The organism is Streptomyces sp. NPDC047974, assembly GCF_040653375.1.
In the GTDB taxonomy this organism is placed as follows: Bacteria; Actinomycetota; Actinomycetes; order Streptomycetales; family Streptomycetaceae; genus Streptomyces.
Window position 1 is genome coordinate 253,166 of sequence record NZ_JBEZNU010000004.1, and the last position, 26,851, is coordinate 280,016.

General features: G+C 71.7%; 22 protein-coding genes and 2 tRNA genes. 6 read left to right on the forward strand and 18 right to left on the reverse strand.

Annotated features, from left to right (window positions below):
* Positions 1-22: 22 nt before the first annotated feature.
* From AB0E19_RS08910 to AB0E19_RS08955, 10 genes are all read right to left on the reverse strand, one after another.
* Positions 23-1,540, reverse strand: a complete 1,518-nt coding sequence (locus AB0E19_RS08910; protein ID WP_362175519.1) for a CYTH and CHAD domain-containing protein — start codon at positions 1,538-1,540, stop codon at positions 23-25.
* Between the two features lie 32 nt (positions 1,541-1,572).
* Complete coding sequence (gene rodA, locus AB0E19_RS08915) at positions 1,573-2,772, reverse strand: rod shape-determining protein RodA (protein ID WP_362175522.1); 1,200 nt, start codon at positions 2,770-2,772, stop codon at positions 1,573-1,575.
* 4 nt (positions 2,773-2,776) lie between these two features.
* Positions 2,777-4,969: a penicillin-binding protein 2 gene (gene mrdA / locus AB0E19_RS08920; protein WP_362175525.1), complete on the reverse strand. Its 2,193-nt coding sequence runs from the start codon at positions 4,967-4,969 to the stop codon at positions 2,777-2,779.
* A 19-nt stretch (positions 4,970-4,988) separates the two neighbouring features.
* A complete protein-coding gene (gene mreD / locus AB0E19_RS08925) occupies positions 4,989-5,657 on the reverse strand; it encodes a rod shape-determining protein MreD (protein WP_362175528.1) in 669 nt (222 codons plus the stop codon).
* Positions 5,654-6,754: a rod shape-determining protein MreC gene (gene mreC, locus AB0E19_RS08930; RefSeq protein WP_362175531.1), complete on the reverse strand. Its 1,101-nt coding sequence runs from the start codon at positions 6,752-6,754 to the stop codon at positions 5,654-5,656. Before mreC ends, mreD begins: the two co-directional genes overlap by 4 nt.
* A 76-nt stretch (positions 6,755-6,830) precedes the next feature.
* Complete coding sequence (locus tag AB0E19_RS08935) at positions 6,831-7,850, reverse strand: rod shape-determining protein (protein ID WP_019886273.1); 1,020 nt, start codon at positions 7,848-7,850, stop codon at positions 6,831-6,833.
* 233 nt (positions 7,851-8,083) lie between these two features.
* Positions 8,084-8,497: a nucleoside-diphosphate kinase gene (gene ndk, locus AB0E19_RS08940; protein ID WP_360603049.1), complete on the reverse strand. Its 414-nt coding sequence runs from the start codon at positions 8,495-8,497 to the stop codon at positions 8,084-8,086.
* A gap of 64 nt (positions 8,498-8,561) precedes the next feature.
* Positions 8,562-8,930: a DUF4233 domain-containing protein gene (locus AB0E19_RS08945; protein ID WP_362175535.1), complete on the reverse strand. Its 369-nt coding sequence runs from the start codon at positions 8,928-8,930 to the stop codon at positions 8,562-8,564.
* A gap of 6 nt (positions 8,931-8,936) precedes the next feature.
* On the reverse strand, positions 8,937-10,508 hold the full coding sequence (locus AB0E19_RS08950) for a folylpolyglutamate synthase/dihydrofolate synthase family protein (protein WP_362175538.1): 1,572 nt from the start codon (positions 10,506-10,508) through the stop codon (positions 8,937-8,939).
* A gap of 191 nt (positions 10,509-10,699) precedes the next feature.
* Positions 10,700-11,845 (reverse strand): ATP-binding protein, encoded by a 1,146-nt coding sequence (locus AB0E19_RS08955; protein ID WP_362175541.1) that lies wholly within the window; start codon positions 11,843-11,845, stop codon positions 10,700-10,702.
* A 100-nt stretch (positions 11,846-11,945) separates the two neighbouring features.
* Between AB0E19_RS08955 and AB0E19_RS08960 the strand changes: the two genes are divergently transcribed.
* From AB0E19_RS08960 to AB0E19_RS08975, 4 genes are all read left to right on the forward strand, one after another.
* Positions 11,946-13,124, forward strand: a complete 1,179-nt coding sequence (locus tag AB0E19_RS08960) for an ATP-binding protein (RefSeq protein WP_362175544.1) — start codon at positions 11,946-11,948, stop codon at positions 13,122-13,124.
* The gene (locus AB0E19_RS08965) at positions 13,121-13,804 is read left to right on the forward strand and encodes a response regulator transcription factor (protein WP_362175547.1); all 684 of its coding nucleotides are present in this window, start codon (positions 13,121-13,123) and stop codon (positions 13,802-13,804) included. The genes AB0E19_RS08960 and AB0E19_RS08965 overlap by 4 nt, the downstream gene beginning before the upstream one ends.
* Before the next feature lie 130 nt (positions 13,805-13,934).
* Positions 13,935-15,077, forward strand: a complete 1,143-nt coding sequence (gene wecB / locus AB0E19_RS08970; protein ID WP_362175550.1) for a UDP-N-acetylglucosamine 2-epimerase (non-hydrolyzing) — start codon at positions 13,935-13,937, stop codon at positions 15,075-15,077.
* A 39-nt stretch (positions 15,078-15,116) separates the two neighbouring features.
* The gene (locus tag AB0E19_RS08975) at positions 15,117-16,463 is read left to right on the forward strand and encodes a glycosyltransferase family 2 protein (protein ID WP_362175553.1); all 1,347 of its coding nucleotides are present in this window, start codon (positions 15,117-15,119) and stop codon (positions 16,461-16,463) included.
* A gap of 62 nt (positions 16,464-16,525) precedes the next feature.
* Here the strand turns inward: AB0E19_RS08975 and AB0E19_RS08980 are convergent, their stop codons facing one another.
* On the reverse strand, positions 16,526-19,147 hold the full coding sequence (locus AB0E19_RS08980) for a valine--tRNA ligase (RefSeq protein ID WP_362175556.1): 2,622 nt from the start codon (positions 19,145-19,147) through the stop codon (positions 16,526-16,528).
* 138 nt (positions 19,148-19,285) lie between these two features.
* On the opposite strand from AB0E19_RS08980, the gene AB0E19_RS08985 reads away from it, so the two are divergent.
* Positions 19,286-20,224, forward strand: a complete 939-nt coding sequence (locus AB0E19_RS08985) for a hypothetical protein (RefSeq protein WP_362175559.1) — start codon at positions 19,286-19,288, stop codon at positions 20,222-20,224.
* Between the two features lie 72 nt (positions 20,225-20,296).
* Here the strand turns inward: AB0E19_RS08985 and clpX are convergent, their stop codons facing one another.
* From clpX to AB0E19_RS09010, 5 genes are all read right to left on the reverse strand, one after another.
* The gene (gene clpX / locus AB0E19_RS08990) at positions 20,297-21,580 is read right to left on the reverse strand and encodes an ATP-dependent Clp protease ATP-binding subunit ClpX (RefSeq protein ID WP_128980430.1); all 1,284 of its coding nucleotides are present in this window, start codon (positions 21,578-21,580) and stop codon (positions 20,297-20,299) included.
* A gap of 165 nt (positions 21,581-21,745) precedes the next feature.
* A complete protein-coding gene (locus tag AB0E19_RS08995) occupies positions 21,746-22,408 on the reverse strand; it encodes an ATP-dependent Clp protease proteolytic subunit (RefSeq protein WP_031011927.1) in 663 nt (220 codons plus the stop codon).
* Positions 22,409-22,473: 65 nt separating this feature from the next.
* Entirely contained in the window at positions 22,474-23,091 is a 618-nt protein-coding gene (locus AB0E19_RS09000) for an ATP-dependent Clp protease proteolytic subunit (protein WP_360603070.1), read from the reverse strand.
* A gap of 261 nt (positions 23,092-23,352) precedes the next feature.
* A complete protein-coding gene (tig, locus tag AB0E19_RS09005) occupies positions 23,353-24,744 on the reverse strand; it encodes a trigger factor (protein ID WP_362175564.1) in 1,392 nt (463 codons plus the stop codon).
* A 189-nt stretch (positions 24,745-24,933) separates the two neighbouring features.
* Positions 24,934-25,010 (reverse strand) — tRNA-Pro (locus tag AB0E19_RS09010).
* 132 nt (positions 25,011-25,142) lie between these two features.
* Here AB0E19_RS09010 and AB0E19_RS09015 point away from each other — a divergent pair.
* Positions 25,143-25,213: transfer RNA gene (locus AB0E19_RS09015), tRNA-Gly, on the forward strand.
* Between the two features lie 59 nt (positions 25,214-25,272).
* On the opposite strand, the gene AB0E19_RS09020 is transcribed toward AB0E19_RS09015, so the two are convergent.
* A complete protein-coding gene (locus tag AB0E19_RS09020) occupies positions 25,273-25,467 on the reverse strand; it encodes a hypothetical protein (protein ID WP_362175567.1) in 195 nt (64 codons plus the stop codon).
* Between the two features lie 138 nt (positions 25,468-25,605).
* The gene (locus AB0E19_RS09025; RefSeq protein ID WP_362175570.1) at positions 25,606-26,751 is read right to left on the reverse strand and encodes a PP2C family protein-serine/threonine phosphatase; all 1,146 of its coding nucleotides are present in this window, start codon (positions 26,749-26,751) and stop codon (positions 25,606-25,608) included.
* Positions 26,752-26,851: the final 100 nt, after the last annotated feature.

The window sequence follows — 26,851 nt, forward strand, 5'->3', positions numbered from 1 at the left end:
ACTCTCAAGCGTACCCCGGTGCTCAGCGGCTCAGCGCCGCGCGGAGATCCCGGGCCGAGGCCCGCTCCCACACGCCCGGCAGTTCCCGCTCCTGGGCCGCCGCGGCCGCTTCCTGCCTCGCGTACAGGACGCCCCAGGTGAAGGAGGGTTCGCGGGCCTCCTCCGCCTCGGCGGCGAGGTCGAGCAGGGCCGCGCGGGCGACGACGGCGTCCTGGTGGTCGCCGAGGAGGGACTGGACGGACTTCATCCTCTTGGCGAACCGTTTCGCGGACCTGCCGAGGGTCGGCACGGCCGCGTCGGCGGCGTACCGGGCCCGTTTGGCGGCCTTGCGGGCCTCGTGGAGGGCGAGGTCGCGGTCGTGGCCGGGGTCGAGGTCGAGGGCGGGGCCGATCCGCCCTGCGAGCCGCCGGTAGTCGCGCCGGATCGCCTTCGGCAGCACCTTCGCGGCCTTCCTGCGGGCGGCCGGCTTCAGCGGCGGGTCCGCGAGGAGTCCGTCGAGGGCGTCGAGGAGGGCGAGGTGGCGGGGCGAGTCGAGGGCGTCGAGGGCGCGGTGGCGGGAGCCGGCGGTGCGGGTCCGGTCCCAGGTGCGCAGCCGGCCGCGGACCGGGCCGCGGACGTGTTCGCGGGCGAGGCCGTCGAGGGCGTCGCCGAGCCGGGCGGCCAGCACCTCCTGGTCGCGGGCGTGGCCGAGCTCGCCGGCGAGCCACTTCAGCTCGTCGCCGATCGGGTCGGTGACGTCGCGGTCGAGGACCTTGCGGTAGGTCTTGAAGGCGCTGCGCAGCCGCCGGCAGGCGACTCTGAGCTGGTGGACGGCGTCGGGCAGGTCGCGGCGGACGGCGGGGTCGAGGCGGACGAGGGCCTCGACGTGCTCCCGTACGTACGCGAGGACGGCGGCGCGCGCCGTGCCGTCGGCGTCCGCCGCCGCGGGCCGCTCGGGTTCCAGGCCGGTCTCGCTGAGGGCGCGGGCCAGTTTGGAGGGGGCGTCGGAGGGGTGGATGCCGGCCTTCCCCAGCCGCTTCTCGACGGCGTCGAGGACCGCCGGGTCGGCGTCGTCCGCGAGCTCGACCTCGATCTCGGTCCAGGCGGCGGTCCCGCCGCCGGCGAGGAGGCGGTCGGCGCGGACGGTGTCCACGGAGAGCTCGGCGAGGATCGTGCCGTCCTCGTCCCTGAGGTGCCGCACGTCGCGGGAGGAGCGGAGGCGGACGACGGGGACGACCCCGGAGTGGCGGACGCGGGAGCGCAGGAGCCCCGCCAGGGAGTGCGGGAGCGTCTCCGTGAGCGGGGCCCTGATCTCGTCGCGGACGCCGACGGCGACCGGGAACTTGAGGTGCCAGCCGGCGTCCTTGCCGCCGGTGCGGCGCCGGAGGGTGAGGGAGTCGGCGGCGAGCCGGAGGTCGGCCGTGTCGTAGTAGACGGCGTCGAGTTCGGTGACGCCCTCGGCCGTCACGGACGCGACCCCGGCCGCGCGGGTGAGGTCCGGCAGCCGGGTGTCCGCGGTGGCTTCGTACTTCCGCTCGATCTCGCGCTTGGTCTCGGCCATAGGTCGAATCTAGCCCCCGGGGCGGCCGGACGTCAGGCGGTCATCGGCCGTTGCACCCGGATCGACTGGAGGAGTCCGATGGCGACCCAGACGGCGAACATGGAGGAGCCGCCGTAGGAGACGAAGGGCAGCGGGAGGCCGGCGACGGGCATGATGCCGAGGTTCATGCCGATGTTCTCGAAGGCCTGGAAGGCGAACCAGGCGATGATGCCGGCCGCGACGACGGTGCCGTACAGCTCCGTGGTCTCGCGGGCGATCCGGCAGGCCCGCCACAGGATGACGCCGAGCAGCAGCAGGATGAAGCCGGAGCCGATGAAGCCCAGCTCCTCGCCGGCGACGGTGAAGACGAAGTCGGTCTGCTGTTCGGGGACGAACTGGCCGCTGGTCTGGTGGCCGTTGAAGAGGCCGGCGCCCTTGAGGCCGCCGGAGCCGATGGCGATGCGGGCCTGGTTGGTGTTGTAGCCGACGCCGGAGGGGTCGAGGTCGGGGTTGGCGAAGGCGGCGAAGCGGTTGATCTGGTACTCGTCGAGCATGCCGAGGGTGGTGACGAGGACCGCGCCGGCGATGCCGGAGCCGATGAGGCCGAGGACCCAGCGGTTGGAGGCGCCGGAGGCGAGCAGGACGCCGAGCACGATCACGATCATCACCATGACCGAGCCCAGGTCGGGCATGAGCATGATGATGCCCATGGGGAGGGCCGCGAGCACCAGGGACTTGGCGACGGTGCCGTGGTCCGGGTGGAGCTGGTCGCCGGCGTCCACCTTCGAGGCCAGCAGCATCGCCATCACCAGGATGATGGTGATCTTCACGAACTCGCTGGGCTGCAGCGAGAAGCCGCCGCCGACCACGATCCACGCGTGCGCGCCGTTGATGGTGGCGCCGAGCGGGGTGAGGACGGCGAGGATCAGCACGATCGACAGGCCGTAGAGGACCGGGACGGCCCCGCGCAGGGTGCGGTGGCCGAGCCAGATGGTGCCGATCATCAGCGCCACGCCGATGCCGGTGTTGAGCAGGTGCCGGAAGAGGAAGTAGTACGGGTCCCCGTTGTTCAGCTCGGTACGGCCCCGGGTCGCCGACCAGACCAGCAGCGAGCCGATCAGGGAGAGCGCCAGGGCCGACAGGAGGATCGGCCAGTCGAGCCGGCGCAGCACCGAGTCGCGCGCGGTCAGCCGGGCGACCGCGCCACGCTCGGGGGCGTACCGGGAGACGAAGAATCTCTTGCGCTGGGGCACCGGGTCAGTCCCTCCTGTTGGCGGGCGTGCCGGCGAGCGGCGGCGGCGCGGCGCCGTTCTGCTCGGCCGGGTCGACCAGCTGGGACTTGGGGTCGTACGCCTTGATCGTCGGGGCGTCGATGGTGCCGTCGGCGTCGACCTTCGGCAGCGTCTTCTGCGGCGTGGGCAGCAGGGCGCGCTTGAGGTTCTGGTTGCCCGCGTCGTCGAGGCCGTAGAGGGCGTCGTAGATGTTGCGGACGGCGGGGCCGGAGGCGCCGGAGCCGGTGCCGCCCTGGGAGATGGTCATGACGATGGTGAAGTCGTCGGTGTAGGTCGCGAGCCAGGAGGTGGTCTGCTTGCCGTAGACCTGGGCGGTGCCGGTCTTGGCGCGCATCGGGATCTTGTCCTGGGGCCAGCCGCCGAAGCGCCAGGCGGCGGTGCCGCCGGGCTCGACGACCGAGCGCAGGCCCTTGTCGAGGTCGCGGATGGTCTCGGCGCCGACCGGCAGCTTGCCGTGGGCCTTGGGCGCGATCTCGCGGACCTGCTTGCCGTCGGGGCTGATGACCGCCTTGCCGACGGAGGGGTCGTAGAGGGTGCCGCCGTTGCTGATGGCCGCGTAGATGGTGGCCATCTGGATGGGGGTGACGAGGACGTCGCCCTGCCCGATCGCGAAGTTGATGCTGTCGTAGGCCTTCAGCTGGTTGCCTTCGAGGCAGTTCTCGTACGCGATCTGCTCGACGTAGCTGCCGCCCTTCTTGCCCTGCTTGCACCAGGCGTCCTTGTTGGCCTCCCAGAACGCCTGCTTCCACTGGCGGTCCGGGATCCGGCCCTTGACCTCGTTGGGCAGGTCGACGCCGGTCTCCGAGCCGAGGCCGAAGTCGCGGGCGGTCACGTAGAACCAGTCCTTGGAGTCCTTGTTCGCCGTGATGCCGCCGTCCTTCTGCCACTCCTTGTGGCCGAGGGCGTAGAAGACGGTGTTGCAGGAGAACTTGAGGGCGTCGCCGAGGGTGATGGGGCCGTGCCCCTGGGACTCGAAGTTGGCGAAGCTGCGGCTGCCGAGGCTGTAGGAGGCGCTGCAGTTGTACTTGTCGTTGAAGTCGTATCCGGCCCGGACGGCGGCGCTCGCGGAGATCACCTTGAAGATGGAGCCGGCCGGGGCCTGGCCCTGGATACCGCGGTTGAGCAGCGGGTAGTTGGACTTCTTGCTGGTGAGGGCGGCGTAGTCGGTGGCGGAGATGCCGCCGATCCAGACGTTGGGGTCGTAGTCGGGCTGGGAGGCCATGGCGACGACCCGGCCGGTCTTGGTCTCCATGACGACGACGGCGCCGGAGTCGGCCTCGTACTTGCGGCCGGTGATCTTGTCGGTCTCGCCGCGGACGGTCTTCATCGCCTGCGCGAGCTCGTACTCGGCGACGGCCTGCACGCGGGCGTCGATGCTGGTGACGAGGGTGGAACCGGCCACGCCCGGGTCGGACTTGGTCTGGCCCATGACGCGGCCGAGGTTGTCGACCTCGTACCGGGTCACGCCGGCCTTGCCGCGCAGCTCCTTGTCGTAGGTGCGCTCGATGCCCGAGCGGCCGACCTGGTCGGAGCGGAGGAACGGGGAGTCGGTGTCCTTGGCCTTGGTGATCTCGTCGTCGGTGACCGGCGAGAGGTAGCCGAGCACCTGGGCGGTACGGGCCTTGCCGGGGGCCGGGTAGCGGCGGACGGCGGTGAGCTCGGCGGTGATGCCGGGGAAGTCCTCGGTGCTCTCGCGGATGGTGAGCGCCTGCTGGACGGTGGCCTCGTCGGTGACCGGGATCGGCTGGTAGGGCGAGCCGTTCCAGCAGGGCTTGGGCGTCTTGGAGTCGCAGAGCCGGATCTTGTTGGCGACGTCCTCGGGCTTCATGCCCAGGACCCCGGCGAGCCGGGTGAGCACGGCCTTGCCGTCGTCCTTCATCTTCATCAGCTCGGTGCGCGAGGCGGAGACCACGAGCCGGGTCTCGTTGTCGGCGAGCGGGACGCCGCGGGCGTCGAGGATGGAGCCGCGGACGGCCGGGGTGACGACCTGCTGGATGTTGTTGCTCTTGGCCTCGTCGGCGTACTCCTTGCCGTTGCGGATCTGGAGGTACCAGAGCCGGCCGCCCAGGGTGAGCAGCAGCGAGAAGACGAGGACCTGGATGACGACGAGCCGGGTCTGGACCCGGGGGGTCCTGCCGGTCTCGGGGATGTTGCTCATGCTGCCGTTGCCCCCTCGGTCACAGTCGCTTGACTCCCTTGATGCGTCCGGCGCGGCCGGCGCGGGTACGGGCGGCCTTGACGCGCAGGCCGCCGCGCTGGGTGCCGATCCTCAGGCCGGTGCCGGAGGAGAGCCAGCCGGAGGCGACGTCGCCCGCGCCCGTCCCCGTGGCGTCGGCGACCGGGTCGTTCTCGGCGCGCCGGGCCAGGGCCATGACGAGCGGCACCGTGAAGGGGGCCAGCAGCAGGTCGTAGAGGACGGCGGTGAAGAGCAGGGAGCCGAGGCCGACGTGACGGGCGGCGGTGTCGCCGACGAGGGCGCCGACACCCGCGTAGAGCAGGGTGGAGCCGACGGCCGCGCCGACGACGGCGGCCATCGGACCGACGGCGGAGGTGAAGCGGCCGTTCTCGGGCCGGACGAGGCCGACCAGGTAGCCGACGACGCAGAGCACGAGGGCGTAGCGGCCGGCGGCGTGGTCGGCGGGCGGGGCCAGGTCGGCGAGGAGGCCGGCGGAGAAGCCGACGAGCGAGCCGGTCACGGGCCCGTGCACGAGCGCGAGGGCGACGACGGTGAGGAGGACGAGGTCCGGGACGGCGCCGGGGAGCTGGAGCCGGGCGAGGACGGAGACCTGGACGACGAGGGCGACCACGATCAGGGTCGCGGAGAGGAGGATGCGGTTGAACTTCACGGTGTCGCGTCCCCCTGGTCGTCCGGGTTCTGAGCCTGTGCCGGATCCTGCGCCTGATCCTGGTTCTGCGCCTGGTCCTGGTTCTGCGCCTGGTCCTGGCCCTGGTTCTGGTCCTGGCCCTGGTTCTGGTCCTGCGCCTCGTTCCCGAGCGGCTGGTCGGCCTTCTCCCCCTGGGCCTGCTCGCCCTCGGCCGGCGGCTTCGCGGTGACCGTGACGGTGACGGTCGGCGCGGGCTTGGGCTTCTGCGGCAGCACCGTGTCGCGCGGGTCGGAGCGGGGGGCCTGGACGACGACGCCGACGATGTCGAGCTTGCTGAAGCCGACGTACGGGCGGACGTAGACGTTGCGGGTCAGTCCGCCGCCCATCGGGTCGACGCGGACGATCTCGCCGACCGGCACGCCCGGCACGAAGGGCCGGTTGCCGGCCGAGCCGAAGGTGACGAGGCGGTCGCCCGGCTTCACCTTGGCCTTGCCGTTGAGGAGCTGGACGAGCAGCGGGCGGTCGCCCTGGCCGGTGGCGAAGCCGAGTTCGTCGCTCTTCTCCATGCGGGTGCCGACCGTGAAGTCGGGGTCGTTGGCCAGCAGGACCGTGGAGGTCGTCGGGCCGACGGTGGTGACGCGGCCGACGAGTCCGGCGCCGTTGAGGACGGTCATGTCGCGCTGGATGCCGTCGCGGGCGCCGACGTCGATGGTGACGGTCCAGGAGAAGCCCTGGGCCGACCCTATGGCGATGACCTGGGCGCCCTTGATGCCGTACTGGCCGGCGCCGGCGGTCTTGAGCAGGGAGTCGAGCTCGCGCACCCGGTTGCGGTTGCGGTCGTCGCTGCCGAGCTCGGCCTTGAGCTCGGCGTTCTCCTTCTCCAGGGCGGCGATGCGGGTGTTGCGCTCGCCGGAGTCGCGGACGGCGCCTATGGCGTTGCCGATCGGGTCGACCGCCGCCGCGACTCCGTTCTCTACCGGGCCGAAGACGGCGGCGGCGGCCTGCCGGGCGCCGTCGACCGGCGACTCCTGGCCGCCGCGGATGTCCACCGTGATCAGCGCGAACGCGATGGCGACCAGCAGCACCAGGAGCAGCCGGCTCTCTCGTGTGTCCCTCACGTGCGGCGGCCGTGCCCTTCCTCGTGGTTCGTTGTGCAGATGTTCGTACCGTACGGGCTCACGCCCGGCCGGTGGTTCAGCGGCGCGGCTGGGCGTCCAGGACCTGCTGCAGGGCCTCGAACTCCTCGACGCACTTGCCGGATCCGAGGGCCACCGAGTCCAGCGGGTCCTCGGCGATGTGGATCGGCATGCCCGTCTCGCGGCGCAGCCGCTCGTCGAGGCCGCGCAGCAGGGCGCCGCCACCGGTGAGAACGATGCCGCGGTCCATGACGTCACCGGAGAGCTCCGGCGGGCACTTGTCGAGGGTGGTCTTCACCGCGTCGACGATCGCGTTGACCGGCTCCTCGATGGCCTTGCGGACCTCGGCGGCCGAGATGACGACGGTCTTGGGAAGGCCCGAGACGAGGTCGCGGCCGCGGATCTCGGTGTGCTCGTCCTGCTCCAGGTCGTAGGCCGAACCGATGGTGATCTTGATCTGTTCGGCGGTGCGCTCGCCGAGGAGGAGCGAGTACTCCTTCTTGATGTGCTGGATGATCGCGTTGTCCAGCTCGTCGCCGGCGACCCGGATGGACTGTGCCGTGACGATTCCTCCGAGGGAGATGACCGCGACCTCGGTGGTGCCGCCGCCGATGTCGACGACCATGTTGCCGGTGGCCTCGTGGACGGGGAGGCCGGAACCGATGGCGGCGGCCATGGGCTCCTCGATGATGTGCACCTGGCGGGCGCCGGCCTGGGTGGAGGCCTCGATGACGGCGCGGCGCTCGACGCCGGTGATGCCGGAGGGCACGCAGACCACGACCCGGGGGCGGGCGAGGTAGCGCCGCTTGTGGATCTTGAGGATGAAGTAGCGGAGCATCCGCTCGGTGATCTCGAAGTCGGCGATGACGCCGTCCTTCAGAGGGCGGACGGCGACGATGTTGCCGGGGGTCCTGCCGATCATCTTCTTCGCCTCGGCACCCACCGCGAGGATTCCGCCGGTGTTGGTGTTGATCGCGACGACGGACGGCTCGTTGAGGACGATGCCTCGACCCCTGACGTACACCAGCGTGTTGGCGGTCCCGAGGTCGACAGCCATGTCACGGCCGATGAACGACATGAAGTTCCCCTTGTTTCCCATGGCTGAGGGTGGTGCGGCGAAGAGTTTTCATCGTAGTGCCGCTCACGCGGATGGCGCGCGCTGGCCCACCTCTGTACTAGGTGACGGTAGGACGCGGCGATCCGTTCCCGGGATTGGCGTTGATATGCCTGGGGGCGACCGAATTCCTTCGGTCGCCCCACAAGCGGCTCCGTTCGGCTGACGGGGGGTCAGCCGGCGGGCGGGCCCGGGCCTCAGACGAGGCCGGGGAAGAAGATCTTCAGCTCGCGCGCGGCGGACTCCTCGGAGTCCGAGGCGTGGATGAGGTTCTCGCGGACGATGGTGCCGTAGTCGCCGCGGATGGAGCCCGGCGCGGCGGCGATCGGGTCGGTCGGGCCGGCCAGCTGGCGGACGCCCTCGATGACCCGCTCGCCCTCGACGACGAGCGCGACGACCGGACCGGAGGACATGAAGCCCATCAGCGGCTCGTAGAAGGGCTTGCCCTTGTGCTCGCCGTAGTGCTGCTCCAGCGTCTCCTGGTCCAGCTCGCGCAGTTCCAGGGCCGCGAGGGTCCAGCCGGCCTTGCGCTCGATGCGGCCGATGATCTCGCCGACGAGGCCGCGGCGGACCGCGTCGGGCTTGAGCAGGACGAGCGTGCGCTGGCTCACGGGGGGAACTCCTTCGGGAGGGATGTGCGGGCCTCTGAATCTACAGGGCCCGCACCGCCCTCCGTCACGCAGCGTCAGGCCCTGCGGAGCCCTGGGCCGTGGCGTTCGAGGCGGCCCAGCGGGCCTTGATCTCGTCCACCTTGCGCCCGTAGTGCACCGAACACCACCACAGCACGGCGAAGACGGCCCCGAGGAAGTACATGACGGGGACGAAGAAGCCGCTGAGGACCAGCCCGATCTGGAGCGCCCAGCCGAGCTGGACGCCACCGGGACGGGTGATCATCCCGCAGAGCAGCACCGAGAGGGCCATGGCGACACCGCACACCCACCAGACGGTGGAGGTGGCGAGGGAGTCGTCCTTCATGGCGACGAGACCGGCGAAGCCGATGACGAAGAACTCGCCGATGAGAGTGGAGGAGCAGAGCGTGCGCATTCCGGGTCAGCCCCTCTTGAGCAGCAGCCGGGCGTCGCCGACCGTGAAGATCGAACCGGTCACCAGCACGCCGGCGCCGCCGTACTCGGCCTCTTCCTCGGCGAGCGTGATCGCCGTCTCCAGGGCGTCGGGCAGCCGCGGCTCGACGACGACCCGGTCCTCGCCGAAGACCTCGACGGCGACCGCGGCGAGCGCGTCGACGTCGGTGGCGCGGGAGGTGGAGTTCTGGGTGACGACGACCTCGGCGAAGATCGGCTCGAAGGCCTCCAGGAGCCCGCGGGCGTCCTTCTCGCCACTGGTGGAGACGACGCCGATGAGCCGGGAGAAGCCGAAGGCCTCGGAGACGGCCTCGGCGGAGGCGCGGGCGCCGTGCGGGTTGTGCGCGGCGTCGAGGATGACCGTCGGGGAGGAGCGGACGACTTCGAGGCGGCCCGGCGAGGCCGTCCGGGCGAAGGCGCGCCGGACGGTCTCGACGTCGAGGGTGCGGGCGTGCTCGGCGCCGATGCCGAAGAAGGCCTCGACGGCGGCGAGCGCCACGGCCGCGTTGTGCGCCTGGTGGGCGCCGTGCAGGGGCAGGAAGATGCCGTCGTACTCGCCGCCGAGACCGCGCAGGGTCAGCAGCTGGCCGCCGACGGCCACCTCGCGGGAGACCACGCCGAACTCCATGCCCTCGCGGGCCACGGTCGCGTCGACGTCGACGGCCTTCTTCAGGAGCACCTGGGCGGCGTCCACCGGCTGCTGGGCCAGGATGACGGTCGCGCCCTGCTTGATGATCCCGGACTTCTCGCCGGCGATCTCGCCGGTGGTCTCGCCGAGCCGGTCGGTGTGGTCGAGGTCGATCGGGGTGACGACGGCGACGGAGCCGTCGATCACGTTGGTCGCGTCCCAGGTGCCGCCCATGCCGACCTCGACGACGGCCGCGTCGACCGGGGCGTCGGCGAAGGCCGCGTACGCCATGGCGGTGAGGACCTCGAAGAAGGAGAGGCGGTACTCCTCCCGGGCGTCGACCAGCTCCACGTACGGCTTGACGTCCTGGTACGTCTCGATGAACCGCTCGGCGGAGATCGGGGCGCCGTCCAGGCTGATCCGCTCGGTGATGGTCTGCACGTGCGGCGAGGTGTAGCGGCCGGTGCGCAGCTCGAAGGCGGCGAGCAGGGACTCGATCATGCGGGCGGTGGAGGTCTTGCCGTTGGTCCCCGTGATGTGGATCGACGGGTACGCGCGCTGCGGCTCGCCCAGCACGTCCATCAGGGCCGCGATCCGCTGCACCGAGGGGTCCAGCTTGGTCTCGCCCCAGCGGGTCGAGAGCTCGGTCTCGACCTCGCGCAGCGCCTTGTCCAGCTCCGGGTCCTCGGGGCGGGTCGGCACGGGGTCGCCCTGCGGCGGACCGGCCACGGCGCGCAGGGTGCGGCTGCCGGCCTCGATCACCGCCAGGTCGGGGGTAGGGGTCTCCCCTGACCGAGCGGAGTCGAGATCTTGGGGAAGGTCGGTGGCTTCGCCGACGAGGTCGTCGAAGTCGTCGTCGATGTCGTCGGCGGGCTCGTCGGCAAAGTCGCGCGGGTCGCTCGGGTCACTCACGGGGTCAAGTCTACGGAGCCTCACCGACAGGACCGTGGACCCACCCCTGTCGAGACCTCCGGACCGCCTCGGACCGCCCGCCGCGTACGGGCCGCGCGCACCGTCCGCCGCGCACCGTCCGCCGCGTCCGGGCGGCGCGTCCGGGCGGCGCGTCCGGGCGGCGCGTCCGGGCGGCGCCCGACCGGACCGCCTCAGCCCGGCAGGCCCGAGGGGAGGGTGGCGCGGACCTCGTAGCCGGTGCCCGTCGCGCCGGCCGTGAGGGTTCCGCCCATGCTGGCGACCCGTTCGTCCATCGAGACCAGGCCCGTCCCGGTGGAGACCGGGGCGCGGTCGGGCGGGGTCCCGGGGAGGGGGTTGCGGACCTCGATCCACAGGTCGGGCCCCGCGACGCCGATCGCGACCCGGACCGGCAGGCCCGGGGCGTGCTTCGCCGCGTTCGTGAGGCACTCCTGCACCACCCGGTACACCGCGGTCTGCCGCAGCGGCGAGAGCGCCTTCACCTCCTCGGCCACGTCCAGCTCCACCGGGCTGCCCATCCGCTCGCTCTCCGCGGCGAGGTCCGCGAGCCCCTCCAGGCCCGGCGTGGCACCCTCCCCGCCGGCGCGCCGCACGAGCGTCTCGTTCAGCATGAGGTGGGCGCGCCGGGCGGTGTCGGCGAGCTCCTCGAAGTCCTTCTGGTGGGCGTCGCCCCGGGCCCGTACGGCGAGCACCTCGGCCCGCACCGCGAGGACGGTCAGCTCGCGGCCGACCAGGTCGTGGACGTCCCGGCCGACCTGGATCCGCTCCTCCTGGACGGCCTGCCGGGCCGCGGCCTCGCGCCGCTGGGCCTCCAGGGCACGGACCAGGTCGTGGCGGTGGGCGGCGATGCCGACGCCCGCCGCGAGCACGCCGATCGGGACGACGAGGCTGAGGAAGTCGCTGAGCGTCTCGCCGTGGTGCAGGCCCGACCAGCCGGGCGCGGCCTGGAAGTACCCGTACGCCACCGCGATGTACAGCAGGGTCGCGCCGATCGCGACCCGCCGGCCCCGGAAGCGGCCGAGCGAGTACAGCGCGAACTGGATCATGGTCACCTCGTGGAGCCAGCCCATCAGGCCGAGCGCCACGAGGTACGGCACCCAGGGCGCCCGCCTGCGCAGCAGCAGGGTCGCGGCGCCGGCGGCGAGGACCAGGGTGGCGGTGACGCCGGTGAGGGAGTTGTCCGCCCGGGCGAGACCCGGCACGTCCAGGAGCATCAGCGCGAAGGCGCTCAGCGCGGCGACGACGTCGAGGGCCTGCGGCGAGCCGCCCCACCGGTCCACGTGGCGGCGCAGCGCGGGGACGGCGGGAAGGTGGAACATGCCTCCATCATCCAGGGTCCTTGGTCCCGACGCCGTGGACCTGAAGTCCCGTCTGCTGTGAGATCAGGCACTTCATCCGCATTCCTGTTTGACTCGGAGCGTGCCCGACACCCCTGCCGCCACGGACCCGGCGGCCATGGAACCACCGGCCGCCGAGCTGCTCGACGCGCTGCCGCAGGCCGCCGCGCTCGTCGCGGCCGACCGGCGGATCCTCCGGGTCAACCGGCGCTTCCGGACCCTGCTCCACGTGCCGGACGACCTCGACCCGACCGGCCCCGGGGGCCGCGAGCGGCTCCTCGACCACGTGGCCGCGCTCCTCGCGGGTCCGGCGGAGCGCGAGCGCTTCCTCGCCGACGCCCTCCCCCACGGACCCGTCACCCGGATCGCCGACCACCACCTGGCGGACGGGCGGATCCTGCGCCGCCGCCGCTCCCCCGTCGGCGCCCCCGGCCGGCCGCCCTCCGCGCACCTGCTGCTGATCGAGGACGTCACCCGGCAGCACGAGGCCCGCGACGACCTCGACCGGCGCGTCCGCCGGCTCGCGGAGCTCACCGACGAGCGGACCGCCTTCGCCGGCCGCGCCCTGCACGAGCTGCGCACCCCGCTCGCCACCGTCGTCAGCTTCGCCGAGCTCCTCCTGGACCCGGCGAGCGGCCCGCTCGACCCGGAGCGGACCTCCTACCTGGAGGCGATCCTGCGCAACGCCCGCCGGATGACCTCGATCGCCGCCGACCTCCCCCGGGCCGCCGGCGAGGACCCGCCGGACCCGCGCCGCGCCGAGCCCCGGCGCGGCCGGGTCCTCGTCCCCGAGCTGGTCGAGCGGGTGGCCCTGGAAGCGCTCCAGCGGACCGGCGGAGCGGGGCCGTACCTCACCGTCGACGCCCCGGCCGGCGGTCCCCCGCTGCTCGCCGACGGCTGGCTGCTCACCGGCGCCCTGGAGGAGCTGGTCGCCAACGCGCTGCGGTTCACCCCCGCCGACGGGCGGGTGGAGCTGGCCGCGCGGCCGGCGGACGGCCACTGGACCGTCCAGGTGAGGGACACCGGGATCGGCGTCCCGCTGGAGTACCAGGAGGAGGTCTTCACCCCGTACGTCCGCGCCCCCAACGCCCGGCGCGGCGGCTACCCCGGCACCGGCCTCGGCCTGGCGGGCGCCCGGGAGGCGGTCCGGCTGCACGGTGGCACCCTCACCGTCCACGACCGCCCCGACGGCCCCGGCGCCGTCTTCACCCTCCGCCTCCCGCTGCCCGGCGCGGCGGACGGCCGGGACCCGGGCCCGTGACCCGGCTCCTCGTCGTCGAGGACGACCCCGACCTCGCCCTCGCGCTGCGCGTGCTGCTCACCCGCGGCGGCCACGACGTCTCCCTCGCCGCCGACGGCCGGGAGGCGCTGCGGCTGCTCTTCGCCGAGCGGCCCGCGCTGATGGTGCTCGACCTGGTCCTGCCCGGCCTCGACGGCTGGGAGGTGCTCGACCGCACCCGGGACATGAGCGATCTGCCGGTCCTCGTCCTCTCCGGCCTCGGCGAGCTCGACGACCGGGTCAGGGGGCTGCGCTCCGGCGCCGACGACTACCTGGTGAAACCGTTCGCCCAGGCCGAGCTGCTCGCCCGCGTCGAGGCCCTGCTCCGGCGCGCCGGGCCCGGCACCTGGGCCGGCGAGACCGTCGAGGAGGACCTGCGCCTGGTGCCCGAGCGCCGCTCCGCGCTCTGGCTGGGCGGCGAGATCCGGCTCAGCGACATCGAGTACCGCCTGCTGCAGCTCCTGGTCCGCAACCGCGGCCGGGTCGTCACCACGGAGCAGCTGCTCGACCAGGTGTGGGACGACGCCTCCGCCGTCGGCCGCGACCGGGTGAAGTTCGGGGTGCTGCGGCTGCGCCGGAAGCTGCGGTACGCGGGCGGGCCGCACTCCCGCGACCCGATCGAGTCCGTCCGCGGCCTCGGCTACCGCTACCACTCCGGGTGACGGAGAACACCCGGGCCCGGGACCAAGGTCCCGGGCCCACCGTCACGAAACCGCCCGCGGCGGCCGGAGCAACCGTCCGGCAACCATCCGCCACCGCCCCCCGCCACCGGCCCCGGCCACCGTCGAGGCCATGCACACCCTTCCCGCCCGCAGCGTCGCCCTCGTCCTCGGCACCCGCCCCGAGCTGGTCAAGCTCGCCGAGCTCATCCGGATCCTCGGCCCCGCCGCCCGGGTCGTCCACACCGGACAGCACTACGACGAGGAGCTGTCGGGCGGCTTCCTGGCCGAGCTGGGCCTGCCCGAGCCGGAGTACCTCACCGGCGTCGGCGGCCGCCCCCGGGCCGTCCAGGTCTCCGCCGCGCTCGGCGCCCTCGACGAGCTCTTCGAGGCCGAACCGCCGCTCGCGGTGATCGTCCAGGGCGACACCAACGCCGCCCTCGCCGGCGCCCTCGCCGCCAACGCCCGCGACCTTCCGCTCGTCCACGTCGAGGCCGGGCTCCGCAGCCACGACCGGGCCATGCCCGAGGAGCACAACCGGGTCCTCATCGACCGCCTCGCCGACCTGCTGTGCGCCGCCACCCCCGACAACCGCGCGCTGCTGCTCGCCGAGGGCCTCCCCGAGGAGCGGATCGCCGTCACCGGCAACCCCGTCGTCGAAGCCGTACGCGACCACCTGCCGCCGGCCGGGGAGCGGGCCCGGCTGCTCGCCGCGCACGGGCTGCCCGCCGACGGCTACGTCCTGGCCACCGTGCACCGCCCCGAGAACACCGACGACCACGCGGCCCTGCGCGCCGTCCTCACCGAGCTCGCCGCCCTCGCGGACCGGCTCCCGGTGGTCCTCCCGCTGCACCCCCGCACCCGGGCCCGGATCGACGCGGCCGGACTGGGCGGACTCCTCGACGGCGTCACCGTCCTCCCGCCCGCCGGCTACGGCACCTTCCTGGCCCTCGCCCGGCACGCGGCCGTCCTCGTCTCCGACTCCGGCGGCGTCCAGGAGGAGACCACGGTCCTCGGCCGCCCGCTGGTCGTCGTCCGCCGCTCCACCGAACGCCCCGAGGCCATGGCCGACTTCGCCGAACTCGTCGCCCCCGGCCCGCCGATCGGCGCCGCCGTCCGCCGCCGCCTCGACGAGGGGCCGCCCGGCCTGCGCCGGCTCGCCGCGCTGCCCAGCCCGTACGGCGACGGCACCGCGTCGCACCGGATCGCGGAGCTCACCGCGCACCTCGCGAAGGAGCGCGCGCTCCGCGCCCCGGACCACGCGATGGCCGCCTGACCCACCCGACCTCCTGCCGACCCACCGGAGTCCGTCCCCATGAGCCTCCCGCTCCTCCTCTACGTCTTCCCGTTCCTCCTCCTCGGCGGCTTCCTCGTGTACTGGGCGGGGGCCCGGCACGCGTACGCCCGCCGCCGGCCCACCGAGCCGGGCGAACCCGGCGCGTACGACTGGCACTTCTTCGTGCCCTGCCGCGACGAGGAGGCGGTGATCGCCACCACCGTCGCCCGGCTGCGCGCCGACTTCCCCGCCGGGCACGTGTGGGTCATCGACGACGCCAGCGACGACCTGACCGCCCCGATCGTCACCTCGATGCGCGCCCGCGACCCGCGCGTCCACCTGGTCTCCCGCCACCGCCCCGACGCCCGCGTCGGCAAGGGCGCGGCGCTCAACGCCGCCTACGACGCGCTGAACGGACACCTGCCGGCCGGCACCGACCGCGCCCGGGTGATCGTCTGCGTCGTCGACGCCGACGGGCAGGTCTCGCCCGACGCGCTCGCCCTCGTCAGCGGCCCCCGCGCCTTCGGCGACCCCGACATGGGCGGCGTGCAGATCGGCGTCCGGATGCGGAACGTCGACGACGAGCGCCCGCTGGCCGACCGCGGCCGGCTCGCCAACGCCTACGCGCGCCTCCTGATCCGCATGCAGGACGCGGAGTTCGCCGTCTCCAACACGGCCATGCAGCTGCTGCGGGTGCGTACCGGCTCGGCCGGTCTCGGCGGCAACGGCCAGTTCACCCGCCTCACCGCGCTCGACCGGATCGCCGCCGCCGAACGCCGCCCCTGGCAGCGGGACGCGCTCCTGGAGGACTACGAACTCGGCCTGCACATGCGGCTCGCCGGCTACCGGGTCACCCACGTCCACGACACCTGGGTGAGCCAGGAGGCGCTGCCGTACACCCGCCGCTTCCTCACCCAGCGCACCCGCTGGGCGCAGGGCAACATCTCCTGCGTCCGCTACACCGGCCGGATCGTCTCCTCCCGGCACTACCGGGCCCGCGGCGTCCTGGAGTCCCTCTACACCTTCTTCCAGCCGCTCGCGCACCTGGCGACGCTGCTGCTGACCGCCGTCATGCTGGTCGCGCTCCTCGCCGGCGGCAGCGCGGCCGAGGTCGTCCTCGCCGCCTGGCCCCTCGCCCTCGGCCTCGCCCTGCTGTCGATCGTCCCCTTCGTGCTCTGGGGCCCGGTCTACCGCCGCGAGTTCGCCGACGACCGCTCCCGCGTCAAGGGCGTCCTGTGGGGCCTCGCCCTCTGGCTCTACGCCTACCACCTGTTCCTCGTCTCGGCCCGCGGCTTCGTCCGCCTCCTGCGCGGCCGCACCGGCTGGGCCAAGACCCGCCGCAACGCGGAGACGGCGGGCGTCGGCCCGGTGGCGACGGAGTCCTGACGCTCCCCGGCACGCGGAAGGGCCCGGAACCGTGACGGTTCCGGGCCCTTCCTCCGTACGCGCTACGCCTGCGGCAGCTTCTCCAGCTGCGCCTGGATGCGGGCGATGTCCTCGTCCGCCTTGGCGAGGCGGCCCTTGATCTTGTCCACGACGTTGTCGGGCGCCTTGGCGAGGAAGGCCTCGTTGCCGAGCTTCGCCACGGCCTGCGCCTTCTCCTTCTCGGCGGCGGCCAGGTCCTTCGCGAGCCGCTTGCGCTCGGCGGCGACGTCGATGGTGCCGGAGAGGTCGAGCGAGACGGTGCAGCCGGCGACCGGCAGGGAGGCGGTCGCCTCGAAGGCGTCGCCCTCCGGCTGGAGGCGCAGGATCTGGCGGATGGCCGCCTCGTGCGCGGCCAGCGCCGTACCGCTCAGGTCCAGACGGGCCGGGACCTTCTGGGCGTCCTGCAGGCCCTGCTCCTTGCGGAAGCGGCGGACCTCGGTGACGAGCCGCTGGACCAGCTCGATCTCCTGCTCGGCCGCCTCGTCGCGGAAGCCACTGTCCTTCGGCCACTCCGCGACGACGAGGGACTCCCCGCCGGTGAGGGTGGTCCACAGGGTGTCGGTGACGAAGGGGACGATCGGGTGCAGCAGGCGCAGCATGACGTCCAGCACCTCGCCGAGGACGCGGCCGGAGACCTTGGCGCCCTCGCCGCCCGCGAAGAAGGTCGTCTTCGACAGCTCGACGTACCAGGCGAAGACCTCGTCCCACGCGAAGTGGTAAAGCGACTCGCTCAGCTTCGCGAACTGGAAGTCGTCGTAGTACGCGTCGACCCGCGCGACCGTCTCGTTGAGACGGGACAGGATCCAGCGGTCGGTCGCCGACAGCTCGGAGACGTCCGGCAGCGGACCCTCGATCGTGGCGCCGTTCATCAGCGCGAAGCGGGTCGCGTTCCAGATCTTGTTGGCGAAGTTCCGGGAGGCCTTGACCCAGTCCTCGCCGATCGGGACGTCGGCACCCGGGGTGGCGCCGTTGGCCAGGGTGAAGCGGACGGCGTCGGAGCCGTACGCGTCCATCCAGGTGATCGGGTCGACCGCGTTCGGGTTCGACTTCGACATCTTCTTGCCGAACTCGTCGCGGACGAGACCGGTGAGCGCGACCGTCTTGAACGGGACCTGGCCGTCCATCGAGTACAGGCCGAACATCATCATCCGGGCGACCCAGAAGAAGATGATGTCGTGGCCGGTGAGCAGGACGTCGGTCGAGTAGAACTTCGCCAGGTCCGGGGTCTTCTCCGGCCAGCCGAGCGTGGAGAACGGCCACAGGCCGGAGGAGAACCAGGTGTCGAGGACGTCCGGGTCCTGCGTCCAGCCCTCGCCCGTCGGCGCCTCGTCGTCGGGTCCGACGCAGACGACCTGGCCCTCGGGGCCGTACCAGATCGGGATGCGGTGGCCCCACCACAGCTGGCGCGAGATGCACCAGTCGTGCATGTTGTCGACCCAGTCGAAGTAGCGCTTGGAGAGCTCCTTCGGGTGGATGTCGACAGAGCCGTCGCGGACGGCGTCGCCGGCGGCCTGCGCCAGCGGGCCGACCTTGACCCACCACTGCATCGACAGGCGCGGCTCGACGGTCGTCTTGCAGCGCGAGCAGTGGCCGACGGAGTGCATGTACGGGCGCTTCTCGGCGACGATCCGGCCCTGCTCCTTGAGCGCGCCGACGATCGCCGAGCGGGCCTCGAAGCGGTCCAGGCCGAGGAAGGGGCCGTGGACGGTGATGATGCCGTGCTCGTCCATGACCGTCAGCGTCGGCAGGTCGTGGCGCTGGCCGATGGCGAAGTCGTTCGGGTCGTGTGCGGGGGTCACCTTGACGGCGCCGGTGCCGAACTCCGGGTCGACGTGCTCGTCGGCGACGACCGGGATCGTGCGGTCGGTCAGCGGCAGCTTGATCCGCTTGCCGACCAGGTGCTTGTACCGCTCGTCCTCCGGGTGGACGGCGACGGCGGTGTCGCCGAGCATCGTCTCGGCGCGGGTGGTGGCGACGACCAGGCTGTCCTCGCCCTCGCCGTACCGGATGGAGACCAGCTCGCCGGCGTCCTCCTGGTACTCGACCTCGATGTCGGAGAGGGCCGTCAGACAGCGCGGGCACCAGTTGATGATGCGCTCGGCGCGGTAGATCAGACCGTCCTCGTAGAGGTCCTTGAAGATCTTCTGGACGGCCTTGGACAGGCCCTCGTCCATGGTGAAGCGCTCGCGCGACCAGTCGAGGCCGGCACCGAGGCGGCGCAGCTGGCCGAGGATCCGGCCGCCGTACTCCTCCTTCCACTGCCAGACGCGCTCGACGAACGCCTCGCGGCCCAGGTCGTGGCGGGACTTGCCCTCCTCGGCGAGCTGCTGCTCGACCTTGTTCTGGGTCGCGATGCCGGCGTGGTCCATGCCCGGCAGCCAGAGCGTCTCGAAGCCCTGCATGCGCTTGCGGCGGGTCAGGGCGTCCATCAGCGTCACCTGGAAGGCGTGGCCCAGGTGCAGGGCGCCGGTGACGTTCGGCGGCGGGATGACGATGGTGTACGGCGGCTTGTCGCTCTTCGCGTCCGCCTCGAAGTACCCGCGCTCTACCCAGCGCTCGTACAGCGGCCCCTCTACCTCGGCCGGCGTGTACTGGGTCGGCAGTTCGGTGGTGGGCGCTGTCTGCTGCTGAGTGTTCTCGGTCACGGGCCCAGTTTAGGGGGGTGAGGGTCGAGTCCCGAAACGCGATGGTTCGGTAACGGTGTGCCCCCCGCCGCCCCATCGCCGAAAGCTTTCCGCCAGGATGTTCGCTACGCATAAACGTCCTGTGAGGGGAAGCAGTCGATGAGCTACAACCAGCCGGGTCCGTACGGGGGCCAGCAGCCCCAGCAGCCCGGGCCCTACGGCCAGCAGCCCGGCCCGTACGGCCAGCCGCAGGGTCAGCCCGGTTACGGCTACCCCCAGCAGGCCCCCCAGGGCGTGCCGCCGCAGCAGCAGCCGTACGGCTACCCCCAGCAGCAGGCGAACCCGTACGGCCAGCAGCCGCAGTACGGCGCCCCCCAGGGCCCCGGCGGCTACGTGCCCCACCCGCCGGCCCCGAAGAAGTCCAAGACCCCGATCGTCATCGGCGCGGTCGCCGTCGTCGCGGCGATCGCGGTCGGCGCGTACTTCCTGATCGGCGGCGGTGGCGGCGCCGACGTCGCGAACGACGGCCCCCACAAGCTGGTCACGCCGGAGACGGTGCTGACCGAGTACAAGAAGGACGCCTCCAGCGGGGGCGGCTCGGGCAACGACGACCTCGTCAAGGACGCCGCGAAGTACGGCGTCAAGAACCCTCAGGAGGTCAACGGCTCCTGGAAGGTCGAGGACAAGTCGAACCCGCTCGCCGGCAAGATGCTCCAGTTCGGCGGCGTGTACGGCGAGATCGAGGACCCGGAGAAGACCGTCGACGCCATCTTCGCCAACATGAAGGCCGAGGCCGAGGCGGAGAAGGACGAGAAGGAGAAGGGCGAGCTCGTCGGCGAGCCCAAGCCGTACACCCCCGAGGGCTTCGACGGCGCCGTGCTGAAGTGCCAGGAGGTCAAGGCCCCGACGGGTGCCGATTCCGGCGGCCTCGGCCCCAAGGAACTGACGATGCCCGTCTGCCTCTGGGGCGACCACAGCACCGTCGGCTACGTGATGCACTTCAATCTGGCCGACCTGATGACCGGCAAGGCCGGCACGCCCGAAGAGGTCGCCGCCATCGCCGCCAAGCTCCGCAAGGAAGTCCGCGTCAAGATCTGACGCGCACGGCGCAACGCGAAGGGGCGCCCCGCCGGGATTCCGGTGGGGCGCCCCTTCGGCGTGGTGCGGCGGTTACGCCGACTTCTCGTGGCGGCCGTCGTTCTTGACGATCCTGGGGACCAGGGTCGGGTTGACGTTGTCGCGGACGACGTCGGCGGTGATGACGACGCGGGCGACGTCCTTGCGGGACGGGACCTCGTACATCACCGACTGGAGGACCTCCTCCATGATGGCGCGCAGGCCGCGCGCGCCGGTGCCGCGGAGGATGGCCTGGTCGGCGATGGCCTCCAGGGCCGGGCGGTCGAAGTCCAGCTCCACGCCGTCGAGTTCGAAGAGGCGCTGGTACTGCTTCACCAGTGCGTTGCGCGGCTCGACGAGGATCTTCAGGAGGGCCTCGCGGTCCAGGTTGTGGACCGAGGTGATGACGGGGAGACGGCCGATGAACTCGGGGATCATCCCGAACTTCACCAGGTCCTCCGGCATGACCTCCTGGAACTGGTCGCTCGCCTCGATCTCGCGCTTGGAGCGGATGGTCGCCCCGAAGCCGATGCCCTTGGCGCCCGCCCGCGACTCGATGATCTTCTCCAGGCCGGCGAAGGCGCCGCCCACGATGAAGAGCACGTTCGTCGTGTCGATCTGGATGAACTCCTGGTGCGGGTGCTTCCGGCCGCCCTGCGGCGGGACGGAGGCCGTGGTGCCCTCCAGGATCTTCAGGAGGGCCTGCTGCACGCCCTCGCCGGAGACGTCGCGCGTGATCGACGGGTTTTCGCTCTTACGGGCGACCTTGTCGATCTCGTCGATGTAGATGATGCCGGTCTCGGCCTTCTTGACGTCGTAGTCCGCGGCCTGGATCAGCTTGAGCAGGATGTTCTCGACGTCCTCGCCGACGTAGCCGGCCTCCGTCAGCGCCGTCGCGTCGGCGATGGCGAACGGGACGTTGAGCATCCGGGCCAGCGTCTGGGCCAGGAGCGTCTTGCCGGAGCCCGTGGGGCCCAGCAGCAGGATGTTGGACTTGGCCAGTTCGATGGCGTCGTCACGGCCCTGCGCGCCGCCGTTCTCGCCGGCCTGGACGCGCTTGTAGTGGTTGTACACAGCGACCGAGAGGGCCTTCTTCGCCGGCTCCTGGCCGACGACGTAACCCTCGAGGAACTCGTAGATCTCGCGGGGCTTGGGAAGTTCTTCCCAGCGCACCTCGCTCGTCTCCGCGAGTTCCTCCTCGATGATCTCGTTGCAGAGGTCGATGCACTCGTCGCAGATGTACACACCGGGTCCCGCGATGAGCTTCTTCACCTGCTTCTGGCTCTTTCCGCAGAACGAGCACTTGAGCAGATCGCCGCCATCACCGATGCGTGCCACGAGGTGCTTCCCCTTCGCCTGGGAGCGCTTGGTTCAGCGACTCCTGGTGCCTCATATTCGACGGTACCTTGCCGGGCCCCCCGTTCGGGCCCCCCTTGGCACGGTTCACATGGTCGTGATTCGGCCACACGAGCCGCGTGGACCGTGCCGAGGGAAGGTCGGGCGTCAGTGCGCCGCGGCGGCCGTGCTCTTGCGGGTCGAGACGATCTGGTCGATCAGGCCGTACGCGAGGGCGTCCTCGGCCGTCAGGATCTTGTCGCGCTCGATGTCGTCGCGGATCTTCTCGATCGGCGTCGTGGAGTGCTTGGCCAGCATGGTCTCCAGCTGGTCACGCATGCGCAGGATCTCCTTGGCCGCGATCTCCAGGTCGGAGAGCTGCTCGCGGCCGGTGCCGCCGGAGGGCTGGTGGATCAGCACACGGGCGTTCGGCAGGGCCATCCGCTTGCCGGGGGTGCCGGCGGCGAGCAGCACGGCCGCGGCGGAGGCCGCCTGGCCCATGCAGACCGTCTGGATGTCCGGCTTCACGAACTGCATCGTGTCGTAGATGGCCGTGAGCGCCGTGAAGGAGCCGCCGGGGCTGTTGATGTAGATGGAGATGTCCCGGTCCGGGTCCATCGACTCCAGGCACAGCAGCTGCGCCATGACGTCGTTGGCCGAGGCGTCGTCGATCTGCACGCCGAGGAAGATCACGCGCTCCTCGAAGAGCTTCGCGTACGGGTCGTACTCGCGCACGCCCTGCGAGGTGCGCTCGACGAAGCGGGGCACGACGTAGCGGTTGTCCATCGGCGCGCCGGTGTACAGGCCGCTCGGGGAGAGGTTGTTCTGCATGTGGGTGTTCACCGTCCTGGTGGCGTTCGGCGGGGGGCTGGGTCTCTTCGGCGGGCCTGGGACGCTCAGGCGCCCGTGCCGCCGCCGCCCGGAACACCCGCGGCGTGCGTGATGATGTCGTCGATGAGGCCGTACTCCTTGGCCTCCTCCGCGGTGAACCAGCGGTCACGGTCGCCGTCGCGGATGATCGCCTCGACGGTCTGGCCGGAGTGGTGCGCGGTGATCTCGGCCATACGCTTCTTCGTGCGAAGGAGGTACTCGGCCTGGATCTTGATGTCGGAGGCGGTGCCGCCGATGCCGGCGGAGCCCTGGTGCATCAGGATGTCGGTGTTCGGCAGCGCGAAGCGCTTGCCGGGGGTGCCGCCGGTGAGCAGGAACTGGCCCATCGAGGCCGCCATGCCCATACCGATGGTCACGACGTCGTTGGGGATGTACTGCATGGTGTCGTAGACGGCCATGCCGGCCGTCACCGAGCCACCGGGGCTGTTGATGTAGAGGAAGATGTCCTTCTCCGGGTCGGCGGCCAGGAGGAGCATCTGGGCGGTGATCTTGTTGGCGATCTCGTCGTCGACCTGCTGGCCGAGGAAGATGATGCGCTCGCCGAGCAGCCGGTTGTAGACATGGTCGCCGAGGCCGCCACCGATGGACGGCTCACCCGCGGCGTAAGGCTTCAGATTCGTCACGTATCCACCTGCTCGTCTCCGACGGCCCCGGGCCGTCTCAGCGTCTCGTTCAGAGGGCAGTGCCCCCGTATCCATGGACCCTAACGCGCAGGTAGGACAACGCCATCCCGGTTCCCGAACTGTTCGCTGGGAGCGCAAGGTAGTTGGCGGCGCATAAAGAGCCCGCGTACGTCCACGGGCCCGGACGCACTGCTGTGCGTCCGGGCCCGTGGCGCGGTACGGAGCGCGCGGGGCGGGGCCCCGGCGTCGGCCTGGTGGGGCCTACTTCTCCTCGGCGACCTCGGCCTCGCCGGTGACGGCCTCGACCGTCTCGGCGGCGGCCTCGACCTCGTCCTCGTCCTCGTCGTCGGAGAGGTCGACGACCTCACCGTTGGTGTCGACGACCTTGGCGGCCTCGACGACGACCGCGAGGGCCTTGCCGCGGGCGACCTCGCCGACCAGCATCGGCACCTGGCCGCCCTGGACGACGGCCTGGGCGAACTGGTCGGGGGACATGCCGGAGGAGGCGGCACGGCGGAAGAGGTGCTCGGTGAGCTCCTCCTGCTCGACGTTCAGCTCCTCCTTGGAGACCAGCTCGTCGAGGAGGAACTGGGTCTTGATGCCCTTGACCGCCTGCTCCTTGGTCTCGGCCTCGAACTCCTCGACCGTCTTGCCCTGGAGCTCCAGGTACTTCTCCAGGCTCAGGCCCATCTGGCCGAGCTGGTGGTGCTCCAGGTTGTGCTTGCGGGTGTTGACCTCGTCCTCGAGCAGCTTCTCGGGGACGGGGATCTCCGCCAGCTCCAGGAACTTCTCCAGGACGCGCTCCTGGGCCTGGGTGGCCTGGTCGAACTGCTTCATGTTCTCGAGGCGCTTGCGGCTGTCGGCCTTGAGCTCGTCGAGGGTGTCGAACTCCGAGGCCATCTGCGCGAACTCGTCGTCGAGCTCGGGGAGCTCACGGGCGGCGACGGCGGTGACCTTGACGGTGACCTCGGCCTCCTTGCCCGCGGCCGAGCCGCCCTTCAGCTCGGAGGTGAAGGTGGCCTCGCCGCCGGCCTCCAGGCCGGTGACGGCGGCGTCGATGCCGTCGAGCAGCTCGCCGGAGCCGATGGTGTACGAGACACCGTCGGCGATGCCGTCGGGCAGCACCTCGCCGTCGACCTTGGCGGTCAGGTCGACGGTGACGACGTCACCCTCGACGGCGGCGCGCTCGACCGGGTTCGTCGAGGCGAAGCGCTCGCGGAGCTGCTCCACGGACTTCTCGATGTCCTCGTCGGTGACCTCGATGGCGTCGACCTCGACCTCGATGCCGGAGTAGTCCGGGATCTCGATGGTCGGGCGGACGTCGACCTCGGCGGTGAAGGAGAGCAGCTCGCCGTCCTTCAGCTCCGTGATGTCGACCTCGGGCTGACCCAGCGGGTTGACCTCGGCCTCGGTCACGGCCTCGTTGTAGAACTTCGGGAGCGCGTCGTTGACGGCCTCCTCCAGCACGGCGCCACGGCCGAAGCGCTGGTCGATGACGCGCGCGGGGATCTTGCCCTTGCGGAAGCCCTTGACCGTGACCTGCTGGTTGATCTTCTTGTACGCCGCGTCGAGGCTGTCCTTGAGCTCCTCGAAGGGCACCTCGACAGTGAGCCGAACCCGGGTCGGGTTCAGGGTCTCCACGGCGCTCTTCACGGTTCGGTCTCCTTGGTGGCTGATTCCTGGATTCCGGACGGGCCGCGCGATGCGGTTCCGGCCGATGGGCCCGGTCAGAAAGACACACGGGCACGCAGCTTGCATAGTAACCGCACGTGGGATGGGGCCCACAACGTGATCAAGAACCCGCGAGGTCGGAGCCCCGGGTGCGCGAGGCGCGGATCATGCTGGTCGGGGTGGCGGGATTTGAACCCACGGCCTTCCGCTCCCAAAGCGGACGCGCTACCAAGCTGCGCCACACCCCGTCGGTGCGACACGTAGGGTACATGCACGCGGACGCTGTGACGTCCCCCGTTTTCAAGGGCGTGCACGGACGGCTCCGGACCGGCTACGATGCTTCCCGTGCCGCCCTGGTTCCGACCTGCGGCGCGTGCTGTGCGGGCGTAGCTCAATGGTAGAGCCCTAGTCTTCCAAACTAGCTACGCGGGTTCGATTCCCGTCGCCCGCTCTGTGTACGGCTCCGGGCCCGGTTCCTCGACGAGGAACCGGGCCCGGAGCCGTTTTCCGTCAGAACCTGATGGCGCTGATCGTCTGGGTCACGGAGTTCAGGAAGCGTTCGATGTCGTCGGCCATGCCCGTGGAGGCGAGGAAGAAGCCGAAGAGGACGGCGATCACGGCGGGGCCTCCCTTGAGGCTGCCTCCGCGGATCAGCACCACGAGGACGATTCCCAACAACAGCACCACGGACAGCGATATCGCCACAACTGATCACACCCTAGGTCGGTCCCGCCTGGCCCCGGGGTGTATATCCGGACACCCCCGCGCCTCTATCGTGCCACCAACCCCGTTGCCCCCGACGGCGGGTGACGAATCGTGGGACGCCGGGCGGGGCCGGAAGGTTCAGGCCGGGCGGGAGAGGATGAGGAGGGCGCGGTCGTCGTTGACGTCCTTGGCCACCGCCTCGATGAGGTGCCAGGCGACGCCCTCGAAACCGGCCGGAACACAGCGGTCGGCCTCGCCGGTGAGGCGGTCGATGCCCTCGGCGAGGTCGCGGTCCGCGGCCTCGACCAGGCCGTCGGTGAAGAGCATCAGGACGTCGCCCTGGTGCAGGGTTCCCTTGACCGGGTGGAACTCCGCGCCGTCGTAGACGCCGAGGAGGGGTCCGTCGCCGTCCTTCTCCTCCCAGCGGCCGGTGCCGGCGTGGAGCTGGAGCGCGGGCAGGTGGCCGGCGGAGAAGAGCTCGTAGTCGCCGGAGTCCAGGTCGAGGACGAGGTGGATGGAGGTGGCGAAGCCCTCGTCCCAGTTCTGCCGGAGCAGGTAGCCGTTGGCGGCGGGCAGGAAGCCGTGCGGCGGGAGCGAGCCGAGGAGGCCGCCGAAGGCGCCGGAGAGCAGCAGGGAGCGGGAGGCCGCGTCCATGCCCTTGCCGGAGACGTCGGTGAGGACGACCTCCAGGGTGCGGCCGCCGTGGGTGCGGGCGGCGACGACGAAGTCGCCGGAGAAGGACTGGCCGCCGGCCGGGCGCAGCGCCATCTCGCGGTGCCAGCCGCGCGGCAGCCGCGGCAGCGCGCTCTGTACGCGGAGCCGTTCGCGCAGGTCGAAGAGCATCGTGCCGCCGCGCCGCCAGGGCACCCCGACGCGGGCCCGGAACTGGGCGATGAGCAGCCCGAAGAGGCCGCAGGCGGCGACCACGAGGACGGTGCCCGGGGTGACGCGGGCGGGACCCTCGCCGTACGGGCCGAGGATGGCGGACTCGACGATCAGGCCGCCGGCGGACGCCGCGTACAGGCCGAGGAGGCTGGCGGGGCGCAGCAGCAGCCCGCCGGCCACGATCGGCAGGACGAGGGCGGTGGGCGAGCACCAGACCGGGTCGAGGACGGTGCCGCAGACGATGGCGGGGATGGTGAGGAGCAGCCCGGCCAGGGCGAGGCGGTCGGAGGCGCCGCCGCGGAAGTAGTCGACCCCGGTCCGGCGCAGCGCGACGCGGGCCCGGCGGGCGCGCCTGCGCAGCCGGGCCGCGTACGTGTCGATCGCCGTGCCGTCACCCATTGGCCTGGACCCTATCCACCCCGGCCGGTCCCGTGCAGGGGTACCCCCGTGACAAGGTGCGTGAAATCGGGTCGCCTCGGGCAGAGACCGCTGATATCGA

Excerpts from the sequence above, each read along its gene's own strand:
- AB0E19_RS08955 (WP_362175541.1), bottom strand. The coding sequence starts at position 11,845 with ATGTTCCACCTTCCCGCCGTCCCCGCGCTGCGCCGCCACGTGGACCGG.
- AB0E19_RS08935 (WP_019886273.1), bottom strand. The coding sequence starts at position 7,850 with ATGTCGTTCATCGGCCGTGACATGGCTGTCGACCTCGGGACCGCCAAC.
- AB0E19_RS08985 (WP_362175559.1), top strand. The coding sequence starts at position 19,286 with ATGAGCTACAACCAGCCGGGTCCGTACGGGGGCCAGCAGCCCCAGCAG.
- AB0E19_RS08995 (WP_031011927.1), bottom strand. The coding sequence starts at position 22,408 with ATGCAGAACAACCTCTCCCCGAGCGGCCTGTACACCGGCGCGCCGATG.
- AB0E19_RS08910 (WP_362175519.1), bottom strand. The coding sequence starts at position 1,540 with ATGGCCGAGACCAAGCGCGAGATCGAGCGGAAGTACGAAGCCACCGCG.
- AB0E19_RS09025 (WP_362175570.1), bottom strand. The coding sequence starts at position 26,751 with ATGGGTGACGGCACGGCGATCGACACGTACGCGGCCCGGCTGCGCAGG.
- AB0E19_RS08945 (WP_362175535.1), bottom strand. The coding sequence starts at position 8,930 with ATGCGCACGCTCTGCTCCTCCACTCTCATCGGCGAGTTCTTCGTCATC.
- AB0E19_RS08975 (WP_362175553.1), top strand. The coding sequence starts at position 15,117 with ATGAGCCTCCCGCTCCTCCTCTACGTCTTCCCGTTCCTCCTCCTCGGC.
- wecB (WP_362175550.1), top strand. The coding sequence starts at position 13,935 with ATGCACACCCTTCCCGCCCGCAGCGTCGCCCTCGTCCTCGGCACCCGC.
- mrdA (WP_362175525.1), bottom strand. The coding sequence starts at position 4,969 with ATGAGCAACATCCCCGAGACCGGCAGGACCCCCCGGGTCCAGACCCGG.